We start from the raw sequence: 17,066 nt of genomic DNA, 5'->3' as shown, positions 1-17,066 counted from the left end.
GTTCTCGCCCACCCGCTCGTCTGAGGGGGTGAGGGTTGCGCTGCCGCGCGATTCTGAGAGTCTGAGTCCGCCGCGCACCCGCGCGGCGGGAGGAGCAAGGCGATGGCGACGCAGCAGGCCGAGTGGGAGCGCACCCTCGCGACGCTCGTCGCCGAGCGGGGCGACGCGCTGAACCGCTACGCCTACGTGCTGTGCGGCAACGCCGACGATGCGGCCGACCTCGTTCAGACCGGACTCGTCGCCACCTTCGGCCGCCTCCGCAACGGGTTCGCCATCGACCACGCCGAGGCCTACGTGCGGCGGGCGATCGCGAGCGCCTGGCTCGACCGCGGCCGCCGTGCTGCGCGCTGGCGGGCCGCGGCGCCGCTGCTCGCACGCCCCGAGCTCGCCGACGCGGCCGACACGGCGACGGATGCCCGCATCGACCTGCGCGCCCAGCTCGACGGGCTCAGCCCGCGCGAGCGGGCGTGCGTCGTGCTGCGGTACTACGGCGACCTCAAGGTCGACGACATCGCCGCCGACCTCGGCATCAGCGCCGGGGCGGTCAAGCGGTACCTGAGCGACGGGCTCGCGAAGCTCGCGACCGCGCTCGCCGAGCCCGGAGGGGGTCGCAATGTCCGGCTTGGATGACCTCGGACGCGCGTTGCGCGACGATGCGGCGGCGAACGCGCCGCGCGCATCCGTCATCGATGTGGAGGCGGTCGCCCGCGCCGCGCGCGCCCGGCGCCGCCCGCGCGTGATCGGGCTCGGCGCGGTCGCCCTCGTCGGCGGGCTCGGACTCGGCGGCATCGCCGTCGCGGCCGTCGCCCCTCCGGTGCTGATCGCCGCGGGCGAGACGACCACGGGCGCCGAGGATGCGCCCGCCCCGGAATCGGTCGACCTGCTGGGTGGAGAGCACGGCGGCGAGGAGGGTGAGCGGGACGGCGGCGGCGCGACCGGGCAGGCCGGCGGCGCACCCGCTGCCGAGAACGGGCAGCCGACGTGCGGCGAGCCGGCGTCAGCGGCCGTCTCGACCTCCGAGGGGCTTCGACTGGAAGCGTTGCTGCCCGCGATCGCGCCTGCCGGGAGTTCCCAGCTCGGATCCGACGCGACCGCCGTCGGGCCGAGCGGCACGGTCCGCATCATCAACACCGGCGCCGAGCCGCGCGCTGTGCTCACCCGCCCCGAGGCGGTCTCCGTGCTGCTGCGCGACGGCATCGTGGTCGGTGCCGCCAGCATCGTCGGCGACGCCGGGCTGAGCACGACGCTCGACCCGGGCGCGGTGCTCGAGCTGCCGGTGCGCCTCGTCACCGTCGCCTGCACCGACGGGGCGCCGCTGCCGCCCGGCGACTACACCGTGCAGCTCAGGGTGTCGCTGCGGAGCACGAGCGACGGACCGACCACGATGCTCGTCTCCCCCGCGCTTCCGCTGCGCGTCGAGTGAGACGTTCGACGGATCGGGAGTCGAGAAGCACTCGACGCACGGCTACCCCCGCTGGCTAGAATCGCGGCACCAGCACCGCCGCTCTCCGCGGCGGCGCCGACACCCGAGACGGCGGAGGGCACGCGATGACCCACCAGGCACTGCGGTACCGGGATGCGCGCTCGCGCGGCCCGCGGGCGCTCACGATCAGCGCCCTCGCGGCCGGCCTGCTGCTCGGCACCCTCCCGCTCGGCGCCGTGGCGCCGGCCACGGCGGCCCCTCCGACCGACCTCGAGGGCGCCTACGTGCTCGACCAAGTCGGCGTGCTCGCGGGCGACGAGCAACGGGTGCAGGACGCGCTCGACGGGCTCTTCGAGGCGGGCGACGCTCCCCTGTTCGTGATCGTCGTCGACCGTTTCGACGACGCCCTCGACGGCCTGGCCTGGGCCGATGAGACCGCCGCGCTCTCGGGGCTCGGCGACCGCGACGCGCTCCTGGCGATCGCGGTCGAGTCGCGCGAGTACGCGACGAGCATCGGCGCTGCCTTCCCCGCGTCGGACGCCGTGCTCGCCGAAGCCGAGAACGCCCTCGTGGCGCAGCTGCGCGACGACCGCTGGGCCGACGGCATCATCGCCTACGCCGACACGCTGACCGCCGCGCTCTCGACCGTCGACGAGCCCGGCGGGACGCCCGGTGAGCCCGGCACGGATGAACCCGGAGTGCCGCCGGGCGGCGAGGAGGCTCCGACCGAGCAGGGCGGCGGCATCCCAATCCTCCCGATCGCGCTGGGCGCCGGCGGCATCGGCGTCGCCTGGTACCTGATCGCCCGCGCCCGTCGGAAGAAGGCCCCCGTCACCGCCGACGTCGACCGCCAGTCGATCGCCGAGCTCGACCAGACCGCCTCGCGGCGCCTCGTGCAGGTCGACGACGCGCTGACGACGAGCGGGCAGGAGCTCGGCTTCGCCGAGGCGCAGTTCGGCGCCGCCCCCACCGAGGGGTTCCGCACCGCGCTGACCCGGGCGAAGGAGCTGGTCGGCGAAGCCTTCCGGTTGCGCCGCGAGCTCGACGACGAGAGCCCCGAGACCGACGAGCAGAAGCGCGCGACCCTGCTGGCGATCATCACCGCGTGCGACGAGGCCGACGACCTGCTCGAGGCGCAGGAGGAGGCCTTCGAGGCCCTGCGCGACGTCGAGAGCGACCTGCCCGGCGCCATCGCCGAGGTGACGCGAGGCCGCGAGGCCGCACCGGCCGCGATCGAGGCCGCCGAGTCCACCGTCGCGCGCCTGCGCGGCGAGTTCTCGGCGAACGCCATCGCCAGCGTTGCGGATGCTCCCGCCCAGGCCCGCCGCCTGCTCGCCCTCGTCGACACCGAGCTCGCGGAGGCCGCGCAGAAGCAGCAGGCGGGCAGCACGAGCGAGGCCGCCATCGACGTGCGGTCGGCGCAGCTCGCGCTGGGGCAGCTGACCAGCGCCACCGCCGGCGTGCAGACGCTCGCCGACGACCTGGCGACCGCGCGGACCGCGCTCGCGGCGCAGCAGGAGGACCTGCGCGCGGGCATCGCAGCCGCGCAGCCGCTGCGCTCCGGCGCGGCGACCGGCTCCGCCCTCGCGAGCGCGCTGACCGCGGCCGAGGCCGCCCTCGCCGCCGCCCCGACCGACGACCCGATCGCCGCCCTCGAACGCGTCGTCGCCGCCGACCGCGTGCTCGACGCGCAGCTGGCAGGCGCGCGGGAGGAGGCCGAACGACGCGCGACGGCCGAGGCCGCCCTCGATCGCACGCTCGCGTCGGCGTCGGCCCGCATCCGCAGCGCCGGCGAGTACATCGCCGCACACCGCGGTGCCGTCGGCGCCGCCGCCCGCGCGCGGCTCGCCGAGGCGCAGGCTCAGGAGGCGATCGCTGTGCAGCGGCGCACTGCCGACCCGATGGCGGCACTCGAGGCGGCCCAGCGCGCGCTCGATTATGCGGGCCAGGCCCTGCAGTCGGCCGAGGGCGACCTGCGCGCCTCCCTCGCCCCGAGCGGCCCCCTCGGCGGGCTCGGCACCAGCGGCGGCTCAAGCGGGGTCGGCGAGGCGATCATCGGGGGCATCATCGGCGGGCTGCTGAGCGGCGGAGGCGGCGGTCGCTCCGGCGGCGGCTTCAGCGGCGGCTTCCGCGGCGGGCGCCCCCGCTTCGGCAGCAGCGGCGGCTCGTCGAGCGGCGCGCGCCGGTCATCCGCCCCCCGCTCTTCCGGCCGCCGCGGCGGCGGCGGACGGTTCTGATACCGCCCACCCGACCCCTGACAGACCACCGAACCACCGAACCACCGACAGGAAGGCAGCACCCATGACCAAGCAGTCCATCTTCGGCCGCATCGCGCAGCTCGCGAAGGCCAACATCCACGCCCTGCTCGACGCGGCGGAGGACCCGGAGAAGATGCTCGACCAGATGGTGCGCGACTACACCGCGAGCATCCAGGAGGCCGAGGCGGCGATCGCGCAGACCATCGGCAACCTGCGCCTGCTCGAGCAGGACCACGCGGAGGACGTCGCGGCGGCGCAGGACTGGGGCCGCAAGGCCATCGCCGCCAGCACGAAGGCCGACGAGCTGCGCGCCGCCGGAAACACGGCCGACGCCGACAAGTTCGACAACCTCGCGAAGGTCGCCCTCGGCAAGCAGCTGCAGGCCGAGAGCGAGGCGAAGGCCGTCGAGCCGACCATCGCCAGCCAGACCGAGATCGTCGACCGCCTCAAGGGCGGGCTCGAGGCGATGAAGGGCAAGCTCACCGAGCTGCGCTCGCAGCGCGACCAGCTGATCGCCCGCGCCAAGATCGCCGACGCCCAGAGCCAGGTCATCGACGCGGTGAAGAGCATCGACATCATGGACCCGACGAGCGAGCTCGGCCGGTTCGAGGAGAAGATCCGCCGCGAGGAGGCCAAGGTGCTCGGGCAGCAGGAGCTCGCGGCCTCGACCCTCGACGCGCAGTTCGAGTCGCTCGAGGACCTCGGCACGCAGACCGAGATCGAGGCCCGCCTCGCCGCCCTCAAGTCGGGCGGCGCGCAGCAGGCCATCGGCCAGTAGCGGCAGCCCTCATCAGCACCGCATCGAGCCCGGGGCGCGCCGTGACGGCCGCCCCGGGCTCCGCCGCGCGACTGCAGGGGCTCGACGCGGCCCGCGGCCTCGCCGTCATCGGCATGATGGCCGCCCACACCTGGCCGCGCGCGGGCGATGGCGCCGAGCTGCTCGTCGACGGGCGGCCCTCCGTGCTGTTCGCCGTGGTCGCGGGCCTCGCCCTGGGCGTCGTCACCGGCGGCGAGCGTCCCGTTGACTCCGGCGGCCGGCGGGCCCGATCACGACTGGCCCTGCGCGCCGTCCTCCTGCTGCTGGCGGGGCTGCTGCTGTGGATGCTCCCCAGCGGCATCGCGATCATCCTCGACGCGTACGGTGTGATGTTCCTGCTGCTCCTGCCGCTGCTGCTCGCCCCGCGCTGGCTGCTCGCCGCGACCGCGGCCGGATTCCTCGTGCTCGCGCCGCTCGTGCGCGACCAGGTCGTGGCGGTCACCGGCGCGGGCCCGACCGGCCCGACGCGTGCGCCCGACGGCGCGGCGGTGCTGCTCGATTGGCTCCTCACCGGCTACTACCCGGCGCTGCTGTGGCTGCCGCTGCTGCTCGTGGGCCTGCTGTGCGCGCGGTCGGGCCTGCACCGGGCCCGCGTACGGGTGCTGATGCTCGGTCTGGGCGCGGCCGCGTGCCTGGCCGGCTACGGCGCCGCCGCCGTGCTGCCCGGGGTCGAGGCTGCAGCGCACAGCGGCACGACGGCCGAGCTGCTCGGAGCGGGCGGCCTCGCGATCGCGGTGGTCGGGGGCGCCCTGCTGCTGCTCGACTCGCCGCGGGTGCCGAGAGCGGTCACGGCCCTCGGCACTCCCGTCGCCGCACTCGGCCGCGTCGCGCTCAGCGTCTACGTCGGGCACGTCCTCGTGATCGCCCTGCTCGAGCCGCTCGGCCCGGCCGGGTTCTTCGAGCCCGCGGTGGGCATCCCGCTGCTCGTCGTGCTGACCGCCGCCGGCATCGCGCTCGGGGTCGCCTGCGACCGGCTGCGTCGGCGCGGGCCGCTCGAAGCCGCCCTCTCGGGCCTCGTCGACCTCGCGCTGCCGCGCGGCGGCAGTGCCAGACTGGGCGCATGAGCAGCACCTTCCTGGTCGTCCCGCAGTGGCAGGGCTCGGGCTCGGCCCGCGCGATGCGCCTGGTCGACGGCGCCGAGGCGATCCGCCGCGACCTGCCGAGCACGGCGACCCGCGTGATCGACGTTCCGCTGGAGGCCGGGGACAGCGAGGGCACGGGCATCCTGCGCTTCAGCGCGATCCGGCTGGTGCGCGAGCGCCTGCAGCGCGAGCTCGCCGGCCTCGACGAGCCCGCGGTCGTGATCGGCGGCGACTGCGGCGTCGAGTACGCCGGGGTGGAGCATGCCGCACGGGCCGGGCGGGTCGTGCTGCTCTGGGCCGACGCGCACGGCGACCTGAACACCCCCGAGACCTCACCGAGCGGCGCCTTCCACGGGATGGTGCTGCGCAGCATGATCGACGAGGGTCTCGTCGATGCCGCCGATGTGCTGCTGCTGGGCGTTCGCGAGCTCGACGACGCGGAGGCCGACTTCATCGCGAGCGCCGGGCTGCGCCGCGTCACGGCCGCCGAGGTGGGCGCCGCGGTCGCGGAGCGTGCCGAGGCCGCCCGCGCCGCGGGGCGGGAGCCGGTGCTCTACGCCCACGTCGACCTCGACGTGCTGGACCCGGGAGTGTTCGAGGGCGTCGGGTTTCCGACCCCGTTCGGGCTCGCACTCGACGAGCTCACGGCTGCCCTCGGCGCCGCGCGCGCCGCGCTGCCGCTGGCCGGGGCGGGGCTCACCGAGTTCGCCCCCGTCGCGAGCATCGACGGCGATGACGAGGCGCTCGGCGACGACCTCTCGGTCATCCTGCGCATCCTGGCCGCTCTCACGCGCTGACCGGTCGTGGGCCGTCGACAAATCCCGACGACCGCTCGACGCCCCGCACTACGCTGGCGCGCATGACCGAGACGATCCCCTCCCCCGGCCCGTCGACCGGTGGCGACGCCCCGCGGGTCACCGTCGACCGCGCCGGCCACCTGCTGCTGATCGGCCTCAACCGCGCCGACAAGCGCAATGCCGCCGACGTCGCCATGCTCGAGCAGCTCGCCCTCGCGTACGGCGAGCTCGACCGCGATGACAGCCTCCGGGTCGGGGTCGTCTACGCGCACGGGGACCACTTCACCGGCGGCCTCGACCTCGCCGACATCGTGCCGCGCATCGGCCCGCAGGGGCTCGCGATGGTGCCCGAGGGCGGCATCCACCCCTGGGGCATGGACGGCTCGCGCGTGCGCAAGCCGGTCGTGCTCGCCGTGCAGGGCACCTGCCTGACCCTCGGCATCGAGCTGGCGCTGGCGAGCGACATCGTGGTCGCCGCGGACGACACCGTGTTCGCCCAGCTCGAGGTCGCGCGCGCGATCCTGCCGTTCGGCGGCGCGACGACCCGCTTCGCCGCGCGTGCCGGCTGGGGCGATGCCATGCGCTGGATGCTCACGGGCGACCGATTCGATGCCGCTGAGGCGCACCGCATGGGCCTCGTGCAGGAGGTCGTGCCGGCGGGCCGGCAGCTCGAGCGGGCGCGCGAGCTCGCGGAGAGGATCGCCGCGCAAGCCCCGCTCGCGGTGCAGGCGACCCTCGCCAACGCCCGCCTGGCCGTTCGCGAGGGCGAGGCGGTGGCGGAGGCGCGCCTGCCCGGCGAGCTCGTGCGTCTCATGCAGACCGAGGACGCCCGCATCGGCATGCAGGCCTTCTTGACCCGCACCGACCCGGAGTTCGTGGGGCGGTAGGCCGTGCGCCCGCTGACGGCCACCGCCGCGACCGACCTGCCCGCGCAGGATTCCTACGACCTGGTCGTCATCGGCGCGGGTGCCGTTGGCGAGAACGTCGCCGACCGCGCCGTGCAGGGCGGTCTCAGCGTGCTCATCGTCGAGAGCGAACTGGTCGGCGGCGAGTGCTCGTACTGGGCGTGCATGCCCTCCAAGGCCCTCCTGCGCGCGGGCAGCGTGCGGCGGGCAGCCCATGCCGTGCCCGGCGCCCGCGAGGCGGTGACCGGGGCGGTGGATGCTCGCGCGGTGCTCGACCGCCGCGACGCGGTCGCCGCCCACTGGGACGACGCCGGCCAGGTGCGGTGGCTGCAGAAGGCGGGCATCGCGCTCGCCCGGGGCCGCGCGCGGCTCGACGGCGAGCGCCGCGTGGCCATCACGGCCTCCGACGGTTCGACCCGCACCGTGACGGCTCACCACGCGGTCGCGATCTGCACGGGCAGCACGGCCAGCCTGCCGCCGATCGATGGTCTCGCCGCCGCCCGCCCCTGGACCTCCCGCGAGATCACCAGCACGGAGGCGATTCCCGCCCGGCTCGCGATCATCGGCGGCGGCGTGGTCGGCTGCGAGATGGCCACCGCCTTCACGAGCCTCGGCAGTCGCGTGACCCTGCTGGCCCGCAGCGGACTGCTCGCCGACGTCGAGCCGTTCGCAGGCGAGGCGGTCGCGGAGCGCCTGCGGGCAGAGGGAGCCGAGGTGCTTCTGAGCACGAGCCCGACGCGCGTCGATCGGCGCGACAACGGCACCGTCGGCCTCACCCTGCCGGACGGGCGCCTGCTCGAGGTCGACGAGGTGGTCGTCGCCACCGGGCGCGCCCCGGCGACGGATGACCTCGGGCTCGAGACGGTCGGGCTCGAGCCCGGCTCCTGGCTCGAGGTGGACGACACCCTGCGGGTGCTCGGCCACGACTGGCTCTACGCCGTCGGCGACGTGAACCGCCGGGCGCTGCTCACCCATCAGGGCAAGTACCAGGCCCGGGCCGCGGGCGACGTGATCGCGGCGCGCGCGAGCGGCGCATCCGTCGACGACGGTGAATGGGGCCGCCACGTCGCCACCGCTGACCACGTCGTCGTGCCGCAGGTGACCTTCACGAGCCCCGAGGTCGCGAGCGTCGGCCTCACCGCGGCCGAGGCCGTGCGGCGCGGTCTGCGCACCCGCGTCGTCGACTACGAGCTCGGCTGGCTCGCCGGCGCCACCGTGCACGGCGAGGGCTACCGCGGCACGGCGCGCCTGGTCGTCGACGAGGACGAGACCGTGATCGTCGGGTTCACCCTCGTCGGCGACGACGTCGGCGAGCTGCTGCACGCCGCCACGATCGCGATCGTCGGGCGGGTGCCCCTCGCGCGGCTGTGGCACGCGGTGCCCTCGTACCCGACGCTCTCCGAGGTGTGGCTGCGCCTGCTCGAGGGCTACGGGCGGCCGTGAGCGCCGCATCCGCCGACGGACCCCGGAAAGGGCGCGCCGCCCACGCGGTCGACCGCCTGGCGGCCAATCGGGCGGTGCGGGCGGTCGGCCTGCACCCGGTGGTCGCGCGGCCCGGCTACTGGCTGGCGACCGCGGCCGGGGTCACGTGGGGCGCGCTGCTGGGCGGCTTCCGGGTGTCGCGGCGGGGCGGGGTGATCGTCTGCGCGGGGCTCCCCCGCTGGGCCTTCGGGCGCGGGGGCACGACGATCGGGGCGGCCTACCTGACCCGCGACAACACCCGCCCCGAGGTGCTGGAGCACGAGGCCGTGCACCGGGCGCAGTGGCGCCGCTACGGGCTCGCGTTCATCCCGCTGTACTTCGCCGCGGGCCTCGACGGCCGCACGAACCGGTTCGAGATCGAGGCCGGACTCGAGAAGGGCGGCTACCGATAATTGCCTATACCCGCGCGGCAGGGCCCCGCACTACCCTGACGGCATGCTGAGCCGATCGCTGCGCACCTCCGCCCTTATGGCCCCGGCCATCGCCGTGTCTCTCGCCCTCGCCGCCACGGGGTGCACGCCGACCCCCGCGCCGAGCCCGAGCCCGACGACGACGGCCTCACCCTCCGAGACCCCCAGCGCATCGCCGACCGCGGAGACGGCGGCCCTGCCCGACTGCGACACGATCTACTCGGCCGCCCTGGTCGCGACGCTCACTGGCGAGGGCCGCACCTCCTCCGGCGACATCAGCAGCCCCGGGATGGGCGGCTGGGGCACGCAGGACGCCACGCTGGAGGGCATCCTCTCCACGATCCCCGAACGGGTGAGCTGCACCTGGATCCTGCCGCAGAGCGAGAGCGGCTCCACGACCTCGATCGCCCGGCTCGACGCGGCCACCCGGTCGACGGTCATCGCCACGCTGACGGCCGCCGGTTACACCGCGTCGACGGTGCCCGGCGGCGACCTCTACTCGATCGAGGTCACCTTCGAGGTGGGTTCGTACAACGAGTCGCACCTCATCACCGACGACCTCTGGTTCGCGAGCGTGTTCTCGGGTGGGCAGTCGCAGACGCTCACGCTCGACGCGGCTGCGCAGCTGCTGCCCTAGGCGCCGGCCCGGCGATCACCACACGGCGGGGCGGGGCATGCGCCCGCGGCCGGAGCGCTCCCACTGCGCGCCGAGGGCCAGCAGGGTGGCCTCGCCCCCCGGCCGGCCGATGAGCTGCACCGCCATCGGCACGCCCGGGTCCGCCGCGTCGGGCGGCGTCAGCCCGACCGGCAGCACGAGGGCGGGGAGGCCCGCCACGTTCACGAAGCTCGTCCACGGCGTGTACTGCACCTGCTGGGCGAAGTTGCGCTCGGCATCGTGCGGGTCGTACCAGTCGAGGGGGCGCGGGGTCAGCGCCAGGGCGGGCGTGAGCACCGCATCCACCGCGCGCAGCCGGGCGATGACGCGCCGCTCGAAACCCGCGAGCCAGTCGAGCGCGCCCGCCAGCTCGGTCGCGGGCATCGCCCGCCCCTGCTCGACGAGCCAGCGGGTCAGCGGCTCGAGCAGGGCGAGCTCGCCCTCGGTGCGCGCCGGGATCCCGGCGGCGCTCGCCTTCCAGATCGTGCGGAAGTGGGCGCCGTACTCCGGCTCGGGGGCGAGGTCGATGTCGTCGAGCCCGTGGCCGAGCGCCGCGAAGCCCTCGATGGCCCGGTCGAGCGCCCAGCGCGCCTCGGGCGCGATCGTGATCGGCACGTCCTCCTGCCATGGCGAGGCGGTCATGACGCCGAGCTGGTACCGCCCCTCGCCCCGCACGGCCGCGCCGAGCAGCGGCCCGCTGTGCGGGTGCGGGCCGCCCGACGCCAGCGGCGGGTCGACGGGCGCCCGCGTCGCATGGGGCCAGGGTGCCGCCGCCACGAGCGCGTCGAGCATGAGCGCAGCGTCGGCGACGGTGCGCGCGATCGGACCGGCGACGACGAGGCCCGCCAGGCGGTCGAGCCCGCTCGCCGCCGGCACCCGGCCGCGCGAGGGCTTCAGGCCGACCACGCCGCAGGCGGCGGCGGGGATGCGGATGCTGCCGCCCCCGTCGCTGCCGGGCGCGAACGGCACCAGGCCCGCGGCCACGGCCGCCGCCGCGCCGCCGCTCGAGCCACCCGCCCCCCGGTCGAGGGCGTGGGGACTGCGCGCCGGCGGGGCGATGAGCGAGGCGGTGTAGGAGGGAAGACCGAACTCGGGGGCGGCGCTCGTGCCGAGGCTGATCGCGCCGGCCGCGTCGAGGTGCTGCACGAGCTCATCGTCGGCGTCGGGCACGTGGTCAGCGAGCAGGCGCGAGCCGAAGGTCGTGCGCTGGCCCGCGCGGCGCACGAGCTCCTTGTCGAGCAGGGGCAGGCCCCAGAGCGGAGCCGTGCGGGCATCCGCCGCATCGAGGGCGCGGGCCCGGGCGAGCGCGCGCTCCTCCGCCACGCCGGTGACCGCGCCGACGGCCGGGTTGCCGCGCTGGATGCGGTCGAGATAGTGCCGCACGAGCTCCTCGGCACCGAGCTCGCGCCGCCGCAGCAGCTCGCCCTGCTCGAGGGCCGTCAGATCATGCAGGTCGGGCACGCGTCGAGCCTACGGGCGCGCGCGCGGTGGGGAGCGTGTATCGATTCGGCAACGAACGGCACCGAGGGCCCGGAGAGGCCCGTCCGCCACCGATTCGGCGGGCACCCGACTGCTACCGTGACGAGCGGCGCGTACCACCGCGCGCCCTCGACGAAGCCTGTTCCCAAGGAGCACCATGGTCGTCCAGCGACTCCTCGCCGGCACTGCGGCGTTCGTCCTCATCGGCGCTCTCGCCGCCTGCGCTCCCGAGCCCGAGCCGGTCGTGGCCGAGCCGACGATCGAGCCGACGCCCACCGAGACGTCGAGCGCCGAGCCCGAGCCCGTCGCCCGCACCTTCACCCTGCCGGCCGACTGCACGGAGATCCTCCCGGCGAGCCGGGTCGAGGCCTTCACCGCCGACGGTCTCGAGCTGCTCGGCGGCCCGGGCAGCAGGTTCGGCAACGAGTACTTCTTCGAGGCCACTCCCGAGCAGCTCGCCGGAGGCATCACGTGCGTCTTCGCCGATGAGGACGACGACCTGTCGAGCATCGCGATCAGCGTCGCCCCGGTCACGGCCGCCACCCGCGCGGGCATCGTCAACGACCTCACCGACCAGGGTCTCAACGAGACGATCCTCGACACCGCCGTCACCTACAGCCAGCAGGGCGACGAGCAGGGGCTCGCGCCGGCGATCCTCAACGTCGTCACGCAGGAGAGCTGGATCTCGGTGATCAGCGTCGTGGGCGGCCCGGCCAGCTTCGAGCAGGCCGAGGTGCTCGCCGCCGAGGTCGACGGGGCCGTCTACCGCTGAGCCGCTCGGCTGCGGCCGCGGCGCCCCAGCGAGCGCTGCATCATCACGACCCCGAGCCAGCGGCCGAACTTGAAGCCGACGCGGCCCATCGACCCGGTCTGCACGAAGCCGAAGCGTTCGTGGAGGGCGATCGAGCCCTCGGCGCCGCGGTCGGCGATGACCGCGATGACCTCCTTCACCCCGGCCGCCTCGGCACGGTCGAGCAGCTCGCGCATCAGCGCGGTGCCGAGGCCCTTGCCGGTCGACGCGGGGCCCAGGTAGATCGAGTTCTCGACCGTGAAGCGGTACGCCGCCTTCTCCTTCCACGGCAGCACGTAGGCGAAGCCCAGCACGGTGCCGCCGGGGGCCTCGGCGATCAGGAAGGGGTAGCCGAGCTCGCGCACGCGGGCGAGCTTCCCGCGGACATCCGCCAGCGACCACGGCGACTCGTCGAACGTCACCGTCGAATTGGCGACGTAGTGGTTGTAGATCTCGCGCACATGCGGCAGGTCGGCCTCGACGGCCTCGCGCACCGTGAAGCTGAAGGGCGGCTCGGGCTCCGGGCGGGGCCGGAGGTGCGGGGGCGGCGTGCGACGCCGCTCGTACTCCTCCGCGAGCATGGCGCGCCTCCTCCCCTGTCTGCCGCGTCAGTCTAAGCCGGGCGCGCCGATCCGCCAGTCGATCGGCGCGGCGCCCTGCGCGCGCAGCATCGCGTCGACCCGCGAGAACGGACGCGAGCCGAAGAACCCCCGGCCCGCCGAGAGGGGGCTCGGATGCGCGCTCACGACCGTCGGAACCCCCTCCAGCACTGACCCCGCCGCCGCTGCGTCGCGCCCCCAGAGCACAGCGACGAGCGGGCCGCCCCGCTCGGCGAGCACCCGCAGCGCCCGGGCGGTGACGTCCTCCCAGCCTCGGCCGCGGTGCGACCCCGGACTCCCCGGCGCGACGGTGAGAACGCGGTTGAGCAGCAGCACGCCCTGATCGGCCCAGGCGCTGAGGTCGCCGTGGGCGGCGGGCGGTATGCCGAGGTCGTCGTGCAGCTCGCGGTAGATGTTCGCGAGGCTCCGCGGCAGCGGCCGCACGGCGGCGTCGACGGCGAAGGCGAGGCCGATGGGGTGGTGCGGCGTCGGGTACGGGTCCTGCCCCACGATCACGACCCGCACGTCGCGCAGCGGCCGGGCGAAGGCGCGCAGCACGTGCCGCTCGTCGGGCAGGAAGGGCCGCCCGGCGTCCGCGCCGACCCGCAGCTCGGCGAGCAGCGCGTGCACCCGCGGCGCCTCGGGGCCGAGGGCCCCGGCCCAGTCGTCGGCCATCATCCCCCGCAGGGAGGGCGGCGGGATCGGCACGCTCATGCGAGCACGCTACCGGCCCGCACCGTCGGCCCCGGCCGCCCGTCCCCGGTCGCGGCGGCCGCGCGCTAGCATCACGGGATGACCGAGCCCGCGAGCGTCTCGTCCAGCATCCCGTCGACCGCGACCGGCGCACCGTCGCGACTGCGGGGGAAGGCGGGGGCGATCACGTTCGGCCTCGTCGGGTACCTGTTCTTCGTCGAGTTCGTGAGCGGCGTGCTGCAGGGCTACTACGTGCCGCTGATCTCCGATCTGGTCGCGTACCTGGGCATCCGCGATGCCGACTTCAACTGGTTCGAGGCGGCCCAGCTACTGCTGAGCGCGCTCGTCGTTCCGGTGCTGGCGAAGCTCGGCGACATGGTCGGCCACAAGCGCATCCTGCTGATCTCGACCGTGCTGACCGCCGGCGCGAGCTGGTGGCTCGTGTTCGCCGACACCTTCTGGGTGTTCCTGATCGCGTGGGCGCTGCAGGGCTTCTACGTCGTGTGGCTGCCGCTCGAGGTGGCGCTGATCTTCGACCGCGGCCGCCGAACCGACACGGGTGCATCGCAGACGCGGCGCGCGGCCGGCTACCTCGTGGTCGCGCTCGAGGCGGGCGCCATCGCGGGCGCGCTCGGGGGTGCACGCATCTTCGCGGCCTTCAACGAGAACGTGGCCCTCACCCTGTCGATCCCGGCCATCGCCGTGACGGTGGCGTTCTTCGTCATCTGGTTCGGCGTACCCGAATCGACCCCGCAACCGGGCCGCCGGCTCGATACGACGGGCTTCGTGCTGCTGACGATCGCACTGCTGACCGTCACCTCGGGGTTGACCTTCCTGCGCATCAACGGTCCGGCGACCTGGTGGGTCTACGCGCTCATGGCGGCCGGCCTGGTGCTGCTGTACCCGTTCGGCCGCTGGGTGCTGAAGCACCCGGACCCGGCGATCGACCTGCGCGTGCTGCGGCAGCCGAGCATGTGGCCGGTGCAGCTCACCGCGGGCCTGGTCGGCATCAGCATCCTGGGTGCCCAGGCCCCGCTGAGCACGTTCGCCGGCACCGACCCGGCGAACGGTTTCGGGCTGGGCCTCGACGCCTCGGAGCGCTCGTACATCATCGGGGCGTACCTGGTCGCGATGATCATCGGGGCGCTGCTGTTCCCGCTGGTGTCGCGCCGCACCACTCCGCGCGTGGCGATGATCGCCGCGACCATCGCGGTCGCGATCGGGTACCTGGCGTTCCTCGTCAACAACGCGACCGTCGTCGGGGTCACGCTCAACATGGTGGTCGCCGGCATCGGCTCGGGCGCGCTCGTCGCCGCCCTGCCGGCCGCCGCGGCCGCCGCGGCCCCGCTCGGCCAGACCGGCATCGCGACCGGGCTCACGAACACGACGAAGACGATCGGCGGCGCCTTCGCCAGCGCGGTGTTCGCCGTCGTGCTGGCCATGACGGCCGGGCAGGCGGTCACCGAGACCGCGTCGACCCTCGGCAGCTACCTCGTGGTGTTCGCGATCTGCGGCGGTACGGCCGTCGTGGCTGCGGTCGCGCTGCTCGTCGTGCCGAGGCTCGCCTTCAGCGACGCGCCCGCCGAGATCGACGACGCTCCCGTGTCGCGGCCCTGAACGGCCGGCGGCGGATGGCCGGGGCCTAGTCCTCGCGCACGCGCAGCGGCCCGCGCACGAGCTTGTGCTGCGCCGCCTGCGCGACCGGCCGCACGGTCACCTCGTCGAGGTTGACGTGCCCGGGCGCCTCGAGGGCGTGCACGACGACGGCCGCGATGTCGTCCGCCGTGAGCGGCTGCTCGACGCCCTCGTACAGCGCCGCGACCTTGGCCGCATCGCCGCCGAATCGGTTGAGGGCGAACTCGTCGGTCTTGACCATGCCGGGGGCGACCTGCATGACCCGCAGCGGCTCGCCGGCCAGCTCGAGGCGCAGGGCATGCATCATCCCGCGCAGGGCGAACTTGGCCGCGTTGTACCCGCCGCCCGTCTCGTAGGCGATCTGGCCCGCCGTCGAGGTGATGGCGAGGATGTCGCCGACTCCGCGCTCGCGCGCCCCGGCCCGCAGCGCGGGCAGCAAGGCCGCGATGACCCGCTGCGCGCTCAGCACGTTGATGTCGAACATGCGCATCCAGTCGGCGGGGTCGGCCGCCTCGACCGTGGCGGTGCCAATCGCTCCGCCGGCGACGGCGACCACGGCGTGCACGGGCCCTGCGGCCTCGACGCGGACGCGGAGAGCATCCACCGCCGCCTGATCGGTGAGGTCGGCGACCACCGTCTCGCAGCCGCACTCGGCGGCGAGCGCCTCCAGCCGGTCGGCCCGGCGGGCGACCCCGATCACCCGCCAGCCGTGCTGGCGGAGCAGCCGCACCGTGGCCGCTCCGATCCCCGAGCTCGCGCCCGTCACCACCGCGGTCAGAGTCCTGTCGCTCGTCATGGCTCCACGGTACCGCCGAGCACGGGCCGGTACCCTTGCCGGTCATGGGGGGAGCATCGCTGTCGGCGCGCCCGCGCGTGCCGCTCTGGGACACGACCCGGTTCATCGCCATCACGCTCGTCGTGATCGGCCACGCGATCCAGCGGTTGATCGCCGACTCCGACGCGGCGCTGGTGGTGTACCTGTTCATCTACGCATTCCACATGCCGCTGTTCGCGCTGATCAGCGGCTACTTCTCGAAGCCGGGTCCCCCGACCGAGCGCCGGATGCAGCGGGTCATCACCGACATCGTGATCCCGTACCTGATCTTCGAGACCGTCTGGACGGCGGTGCAGGCGATCGTCGAGGGCAATTGGACGCTCAACCCGACGCGACCCTCGTGGACGCTCTGGTTCCTGCTCGCGCTCGGCATCTTCCGCCTCGTGCTTCCCTACCTGGCGCTCGTGCGATGGCCCCTGCTGTGGGCGGTGCTGATCTCGGTCGGAGTGGGGTACTTCGACAATGTCGGAGCCACCTTCTCGCTCGCCCGGGCCCTGGGCATCCTGCCGTTCTTCGTGCTCGGCTGGAAGCTGCACGAGTGGGGGCTCATCGACCGCTGGCGCGTCGCGACCCCGCCGACCGTGCTCGTGCGCACGGCAGCGGTGGTCGCGCTGGCGGCCTGGCTCGCCGTACTGATCGCCTTCATCGACCTCTGGCGGGCGATCGAGCTGCGGTACTGGTTCTTCTACGACGAGTCCTATACCGGGCTCGGGGTCGATGACTGGTGGGCGAGCCTGGTACGGCTGGCGCTGATCGGGCTGGCGGTGCTGCTGTCGGCGGCGGTGCTCGTGCTCGTGCCGCGCCGTCCCGTCGCGATCACTCCGCTCGGCCAGGCGACCATGTACGTCTACCTGTTGCACAGCTTCGTGCTCTACCCGATCCGCGAGAGCGGCGTCATCGGCGGCGAGGACCGCTCGGACTGGCCGTGGCTCGTGGGCATGATCCTGTTCGCGATCGCGGTCACCACGCTGCTGTCGACCCGTCCGGTGCGCCGCGTGTTCCGGCCGATCGTCGAGCCGCGGCCTCGCTGGCTGTTCCGACCCGATCTGGATGCGCGCACAGGCCCGCTCCTGATCCAGCCCTCGCGCACCGACCCGACGGGTTCGCGGCGCGACCGGCTCGACTGAGCGCGACGGAGCTCGTCAGGCCCCGACGGGCCTCCGCAGGTTACGGCGTGTGTCGGCCCGCATTGCCGGGTCCGGAGGC

At 74.6% G+C, this 17,066-nt stretch carries 17 protein-coding genes; 13 read left to right on the top strand and 4 right to left on the bottom strand.

The genetic code is table 11. The features are described from left to right. Positions 1 to 102 precede the first annotated feature (102 nt). The 10 genes from BJ959_RS11660 (at position 103) to BJ959_RS11615 (ending at position 9,811) form a co-directional block, all read left to right on the top strand. Positions 103 to 630 carry a sigma-70 family RNA polymerase sigma factor gene (locus tag BJ959_RS11660; RefSeq protein WP_153981989.1) on the top strand — a complete coding sequence of 176 codons (528 nt, stop codon included), beginning with the start codon at positions 103 to 105 and terminating at the stop codon, positions 628 to 630. After that, complete coding sequence (locus BJ959_RS11655; RefSeq protein ID WP_153981988.1) at positions 614 to 1,423, top strand: hypothetical protein; 810 nt, start codon at positions 614 to 616, stop codon at positions 1,421 to 1,423. The genes BJ959_RS11660 and BJ959_RS11655 overlap by 17 nt, the downstream gene beginning before the upstream one ends. A gap of 125 nt (positions 1,424 to 1,548) precedes the next feature. Next, positions 1,549 to 3,660 (top strand): TPM domain-containing protein, encoded by a 2,112-nt coding sequence (locus BJ959_RS11650; RefSeq protein WP_153981987.1) that lies wholly within the window; start codon positions 1,549 to 1,551, stop codon positions 3,658 to 3,660. A gap of 64 nt (positions 3,661 to 3,724) precedes the next feature. Next, entirely contained in the window at positions 3,725 to 4,459 is a 735-nt protein-coding gene (locus BJ959_RS11645) for a PspA/IM30 family protein (protein WP_153981986.1), read from the top strand. Positions 4,460 to 4,500: 41 nt separating this feature from the next. After that, the gene (locus BJ959_RS11640; protein WP_153981985.1) at positions 4,501 to 5,562 is read left to right on the top strand and encodes an acyltransferase family protein; all 1,062 of its coding nucleotides are present in this window, start codon (positions 4,501 to 4,503) and stop codon (positions 5,560 to 5,562) included. Then, positions 5,559 to 6,377, top strand: a complete 819-nt coding sequence (locus tag BJ959_RS11635) for an arginase family protein (RefSeq protein ID WP_183321991.1) — start codon at positions 5,559 to 5,561, stop codon at positions 6,375 to 6,377. Before BJ959_RS11640 ends, BJ959_RS11635 begins: the two co-directional genes overlap by 4 nt. A gap of 62 nt (positions 6,378 to 6,439) precedes the next feature. Then, a complete protein-coding gene (locus tag BJ959_RS11630) occupies positions 6,440 to 7,264 on the top strand; it encodes a crotonase/enoyl-CoA hydratase family protein (RefSeq protein ID WP_153981983.1) in 825 nt (274 codons plus the stop codon). 3 nt (positions 7,265 to 7,267) lie between these two features. After that, positions 7,268 to 8,725 carry a dihydrolipoyl dehydrogenase family protein gene (locus tag BJ959_RS11625; RefSeq protein ID WP_341799883.1) on the top strand — a complete coding sequence of 486 codons (1,458 nt, stop codon included), beginning with the start codon at positions 7,268 to 7,270 and terminating at the stop codon, positions 8,723 to 8,725. Next, positions 8,722 to 9,156, top strand: a complete 435-nt coding sequence (locus tag BJ959_RS11620; protein WP_341799882.1) for a hypothetical protein — start codon at positions 8,722 to 8,724, stop codon at positions 9,154 to 9,156. Before BJ959_RS11625 ends, BJ959_RS11620 begins: the two co-directional genes overlap by 4 nt. Before the next feature lie 43 nt (positions 9,157 to 9,199). Then, positions 9,200 to 9,811, top strand: a complete 612-nt coding sequence (locus BJ959_RS11615) for a hypothetical protein (protein WP_153981982.1) — start codon at positions 9,200 to 9,202, stop codon at positions 9,809 to 9,811. Positions 9,812 to 9,826: 15 nt separating this feature from the next. Here the strand turns inward: BJ959_RS11615 and BJ959_RS11610 are convergent, their stop codons facing one another. Then, positions 9,827 to 11,290: an amidase family protein gene (locus BJ959_RS11610; RefSeq protein ID WP_153981981.1), complete on the bottom strand. Its 1,464-nt coding sequence runs from the start codon at positions 11,288 to 11,290 to the stop codon at positions 9,827 to 9,829. Between the two features lie 175 nt (positions 11,291 to 11,465). On the opposite strand from BJ959_RS11610, the gene BJ959_RS11605 reads away from it, so the two are divergent. Continuing rightward, entirely contained in the window at positions 11,466 to 12,080 is a 615-nt protein-coding gene (locus BJ959_RS11605; protein ID WP_153981980.1) for a hypothetical protein, read from the top strand. Here BJ959_RS11605 and BJ959_RS11600 read toward each other — a convergent pair. Both BJ959_RS11600 and BJ959_RS11595 read right to left on the bottom strand, forming a co-directional pair. Beyond that, the gene (locus tag BJ959_RS11600) at positions 12,071 to 12,679 is read right to left on the bottom strand and encodes a GNAT family N-acetyltransferase (protein ID WP_153981979.1); all 609 of its coding nucleotides are present in this window, start codon (positions 12,677 to 12,679) and stop codon (positions 12,071 to 12,073) included. The two genes, BJ959_RS11605 and BJ959_RS11600, sit on opposite strands and share 10 nt — an antisense overlap. A gap of 27 nt (positions 12,680 to 12,706) precedes the next feature. Continuing rightward, a complete protein-coding gene (locus BJ959_RS11595; protein WP_153981978.1) occupies positions 12,707 to 13,411 on the bottom strand; it encodes a uracil-DNA glycosylase in 705 nt (234 codons plus the stop codon). Positions 13,412 to 13,489: 78 nt separating this feature from the next. Between BJ959_RS11595 and BJ959_RS11590 the strand changes: the two genes are divergently transcribed. Continuing rightward, the gene (locus BJ959_RS11590) at positions 13,490 to 15,007 is read left to right on the top strand and encodes an MFS transporter (RefSeq protein ID WP_153981977.1); all 1,518 of its coding nucleotides are present in this window, start codon (positions 13,490 to 13,492) and stop codon (positions 15,005 to 15,007) included. Between the two features lie 25 nt (positions 15,008 to 15,032). Here BJ959_RS11590 and BJ959_RS11585 read toward each other — a convergent pair whose 3' ends face one another. Continuing rightward, the gene (locus BJ959_RS11585; RefSeq protein ID WP_183321989.1) at positions 15,033 to 15,821 is read right to left on the bottom strand and encodes an SDR family oxidoreductase; all 789 of its coding nucleotides are present in this window, start codon (positions 15,819 to 15,821) and stop codon (positions 15,033 to 15,035) included. A 44-nt stretch (positions 15,822 to 15,865) separates the two neighbouring features. Here BJ959_RS11585 and BJ959_RS11580 point away from each other — a divergent pair, with 44 nt between their 5' ends. Next, positions 15,866 to 16,987 (top strand): acyltransferase family protein, encoded by a 1,122-nt coding sequence (locus BJ959_RS11580; RefSeq protein ID WP_153981976.1) that lies wholly within the window; start codon positions 15,866 to 15,868, stop codon positions 16,985 to 16,987. The last annotated feature ends 79 nt before the right edge of the window (positions 16,988 to 17,066 follow it).

Origin of the sequence: Microcella frigidaquae (genome assembly GCF_014200395.1) — a bacterium.
Lineage (GTDB): Bacteria > Actinomycetota > Actinomycetes > Actinomycetales > Microbacteriaceae > Microcella > Microcella frigidaquae.
Note: the sequence above shows the minus strand (reverse complement) of the source record. Positions and strands in the feature narration are given on the sequence as shown.

What these genes read in the sequence shown, in the direction of transcription:
- BJ959_RS11660 (WP_153981989.1), top strand. Translation starts at nt 103, where the DNA reads ATGGCGACGCAGCAGGCCGAGTGGGAGCGCACCCTCGCGACGCTCGTC.
- BJ959_RS11655 (WP_153981988.1), top strand. Translation starts at nt 614, where the DNA reads ATGTCCGGCTTGGATGACCTCGGACGCGCGTTGCGCGACGATGCGGCG.
- BJ959_RS11650 (WP_153981987.1), top strand. Translation starts at nt 1,549, where the DNA reads ATGACCCACCAGGCACTGCGGTACCGGGATGCGCGCTCGCGCGGCCCG.
- BJ959_RS11645 (WP_153981986.1), top strand. Translation starts at nt 3,725, where the DNA reads ATGACCAAGCAGTCCATCTTCGGCCGCATCGCGCAGCTCGCGAAGGCC.
- BJ959_RS11635 (WP_183321991.1), top strand. Translation starts at nt 5,559, where the DNA reads ATGAGCAGCACCTTCCTGGTCGTCCCGCAGTGGCAGGGCTCGGGCTCG.
- BJ959_RS11630 (WP_153981983.1), top strand. Translation starts at nt 6,440, where the DNA reads ATGACCGAGACGATCCCCTCCCCCGGCCCGTCGACCGGTGGCGACGCC.
- BJ959_RS11615 (WP_153981982.1), top strand. Translation starts at nt 9,200, where the DNA reads ATGCTGAGCCGATCGCTGCGCACCTCCGCCCTTATGGCCCCGGCCATC.
- BJ959_RS11605 (WP_153981980.1), top strand. Translation starts at nt 11,466, where the DNA reads ATGGTCGTCCAGCGACTCCTCGCCGGCACTGCGGCGTTCGTCCTCATC.
- BJ959_RS11600 (WP_153981979.1), bottom strand. Translation starts at nt 12,679, where the DNA reads ATGCTCGCGGAGGAGTACGAGCGGCGTCGCACGCCGCCCCCGCACCTC.
- BJ959_RS11595 (WP_153981978.1), bottom strand. Translation starts at nt 13,411, where the DNA reads ATGAGCGTGCCGATCCCGCCGCCCTCCCTGCGGGGGATGATGGCCGAC.
- BJ959_RS11590 (WP_153981977.1), top strand. Translation starts at nt 13,490, where the DNA reads ATGACCGAGCCCGCGAGCGTCTCGTCCAGCATCCCGTCGACCGCGACC.
- BJ959_RS11585 (WP_183321989.1), bottom strand. Translation starts at nt 15,821, where the DNA reads ATGACGAGCGACAGGACTCTGACCGCGGTGGTGACGGGCGCGAGCTCG.
- BJ959_RS11580 (WP_153981976.1), top strand. Translation starts at nt 15,866, where the DNA reads ATGGGGGGAGCATCGCTGTCGGCGCGCCCGCGCGTGCCGCTCTGGGAC.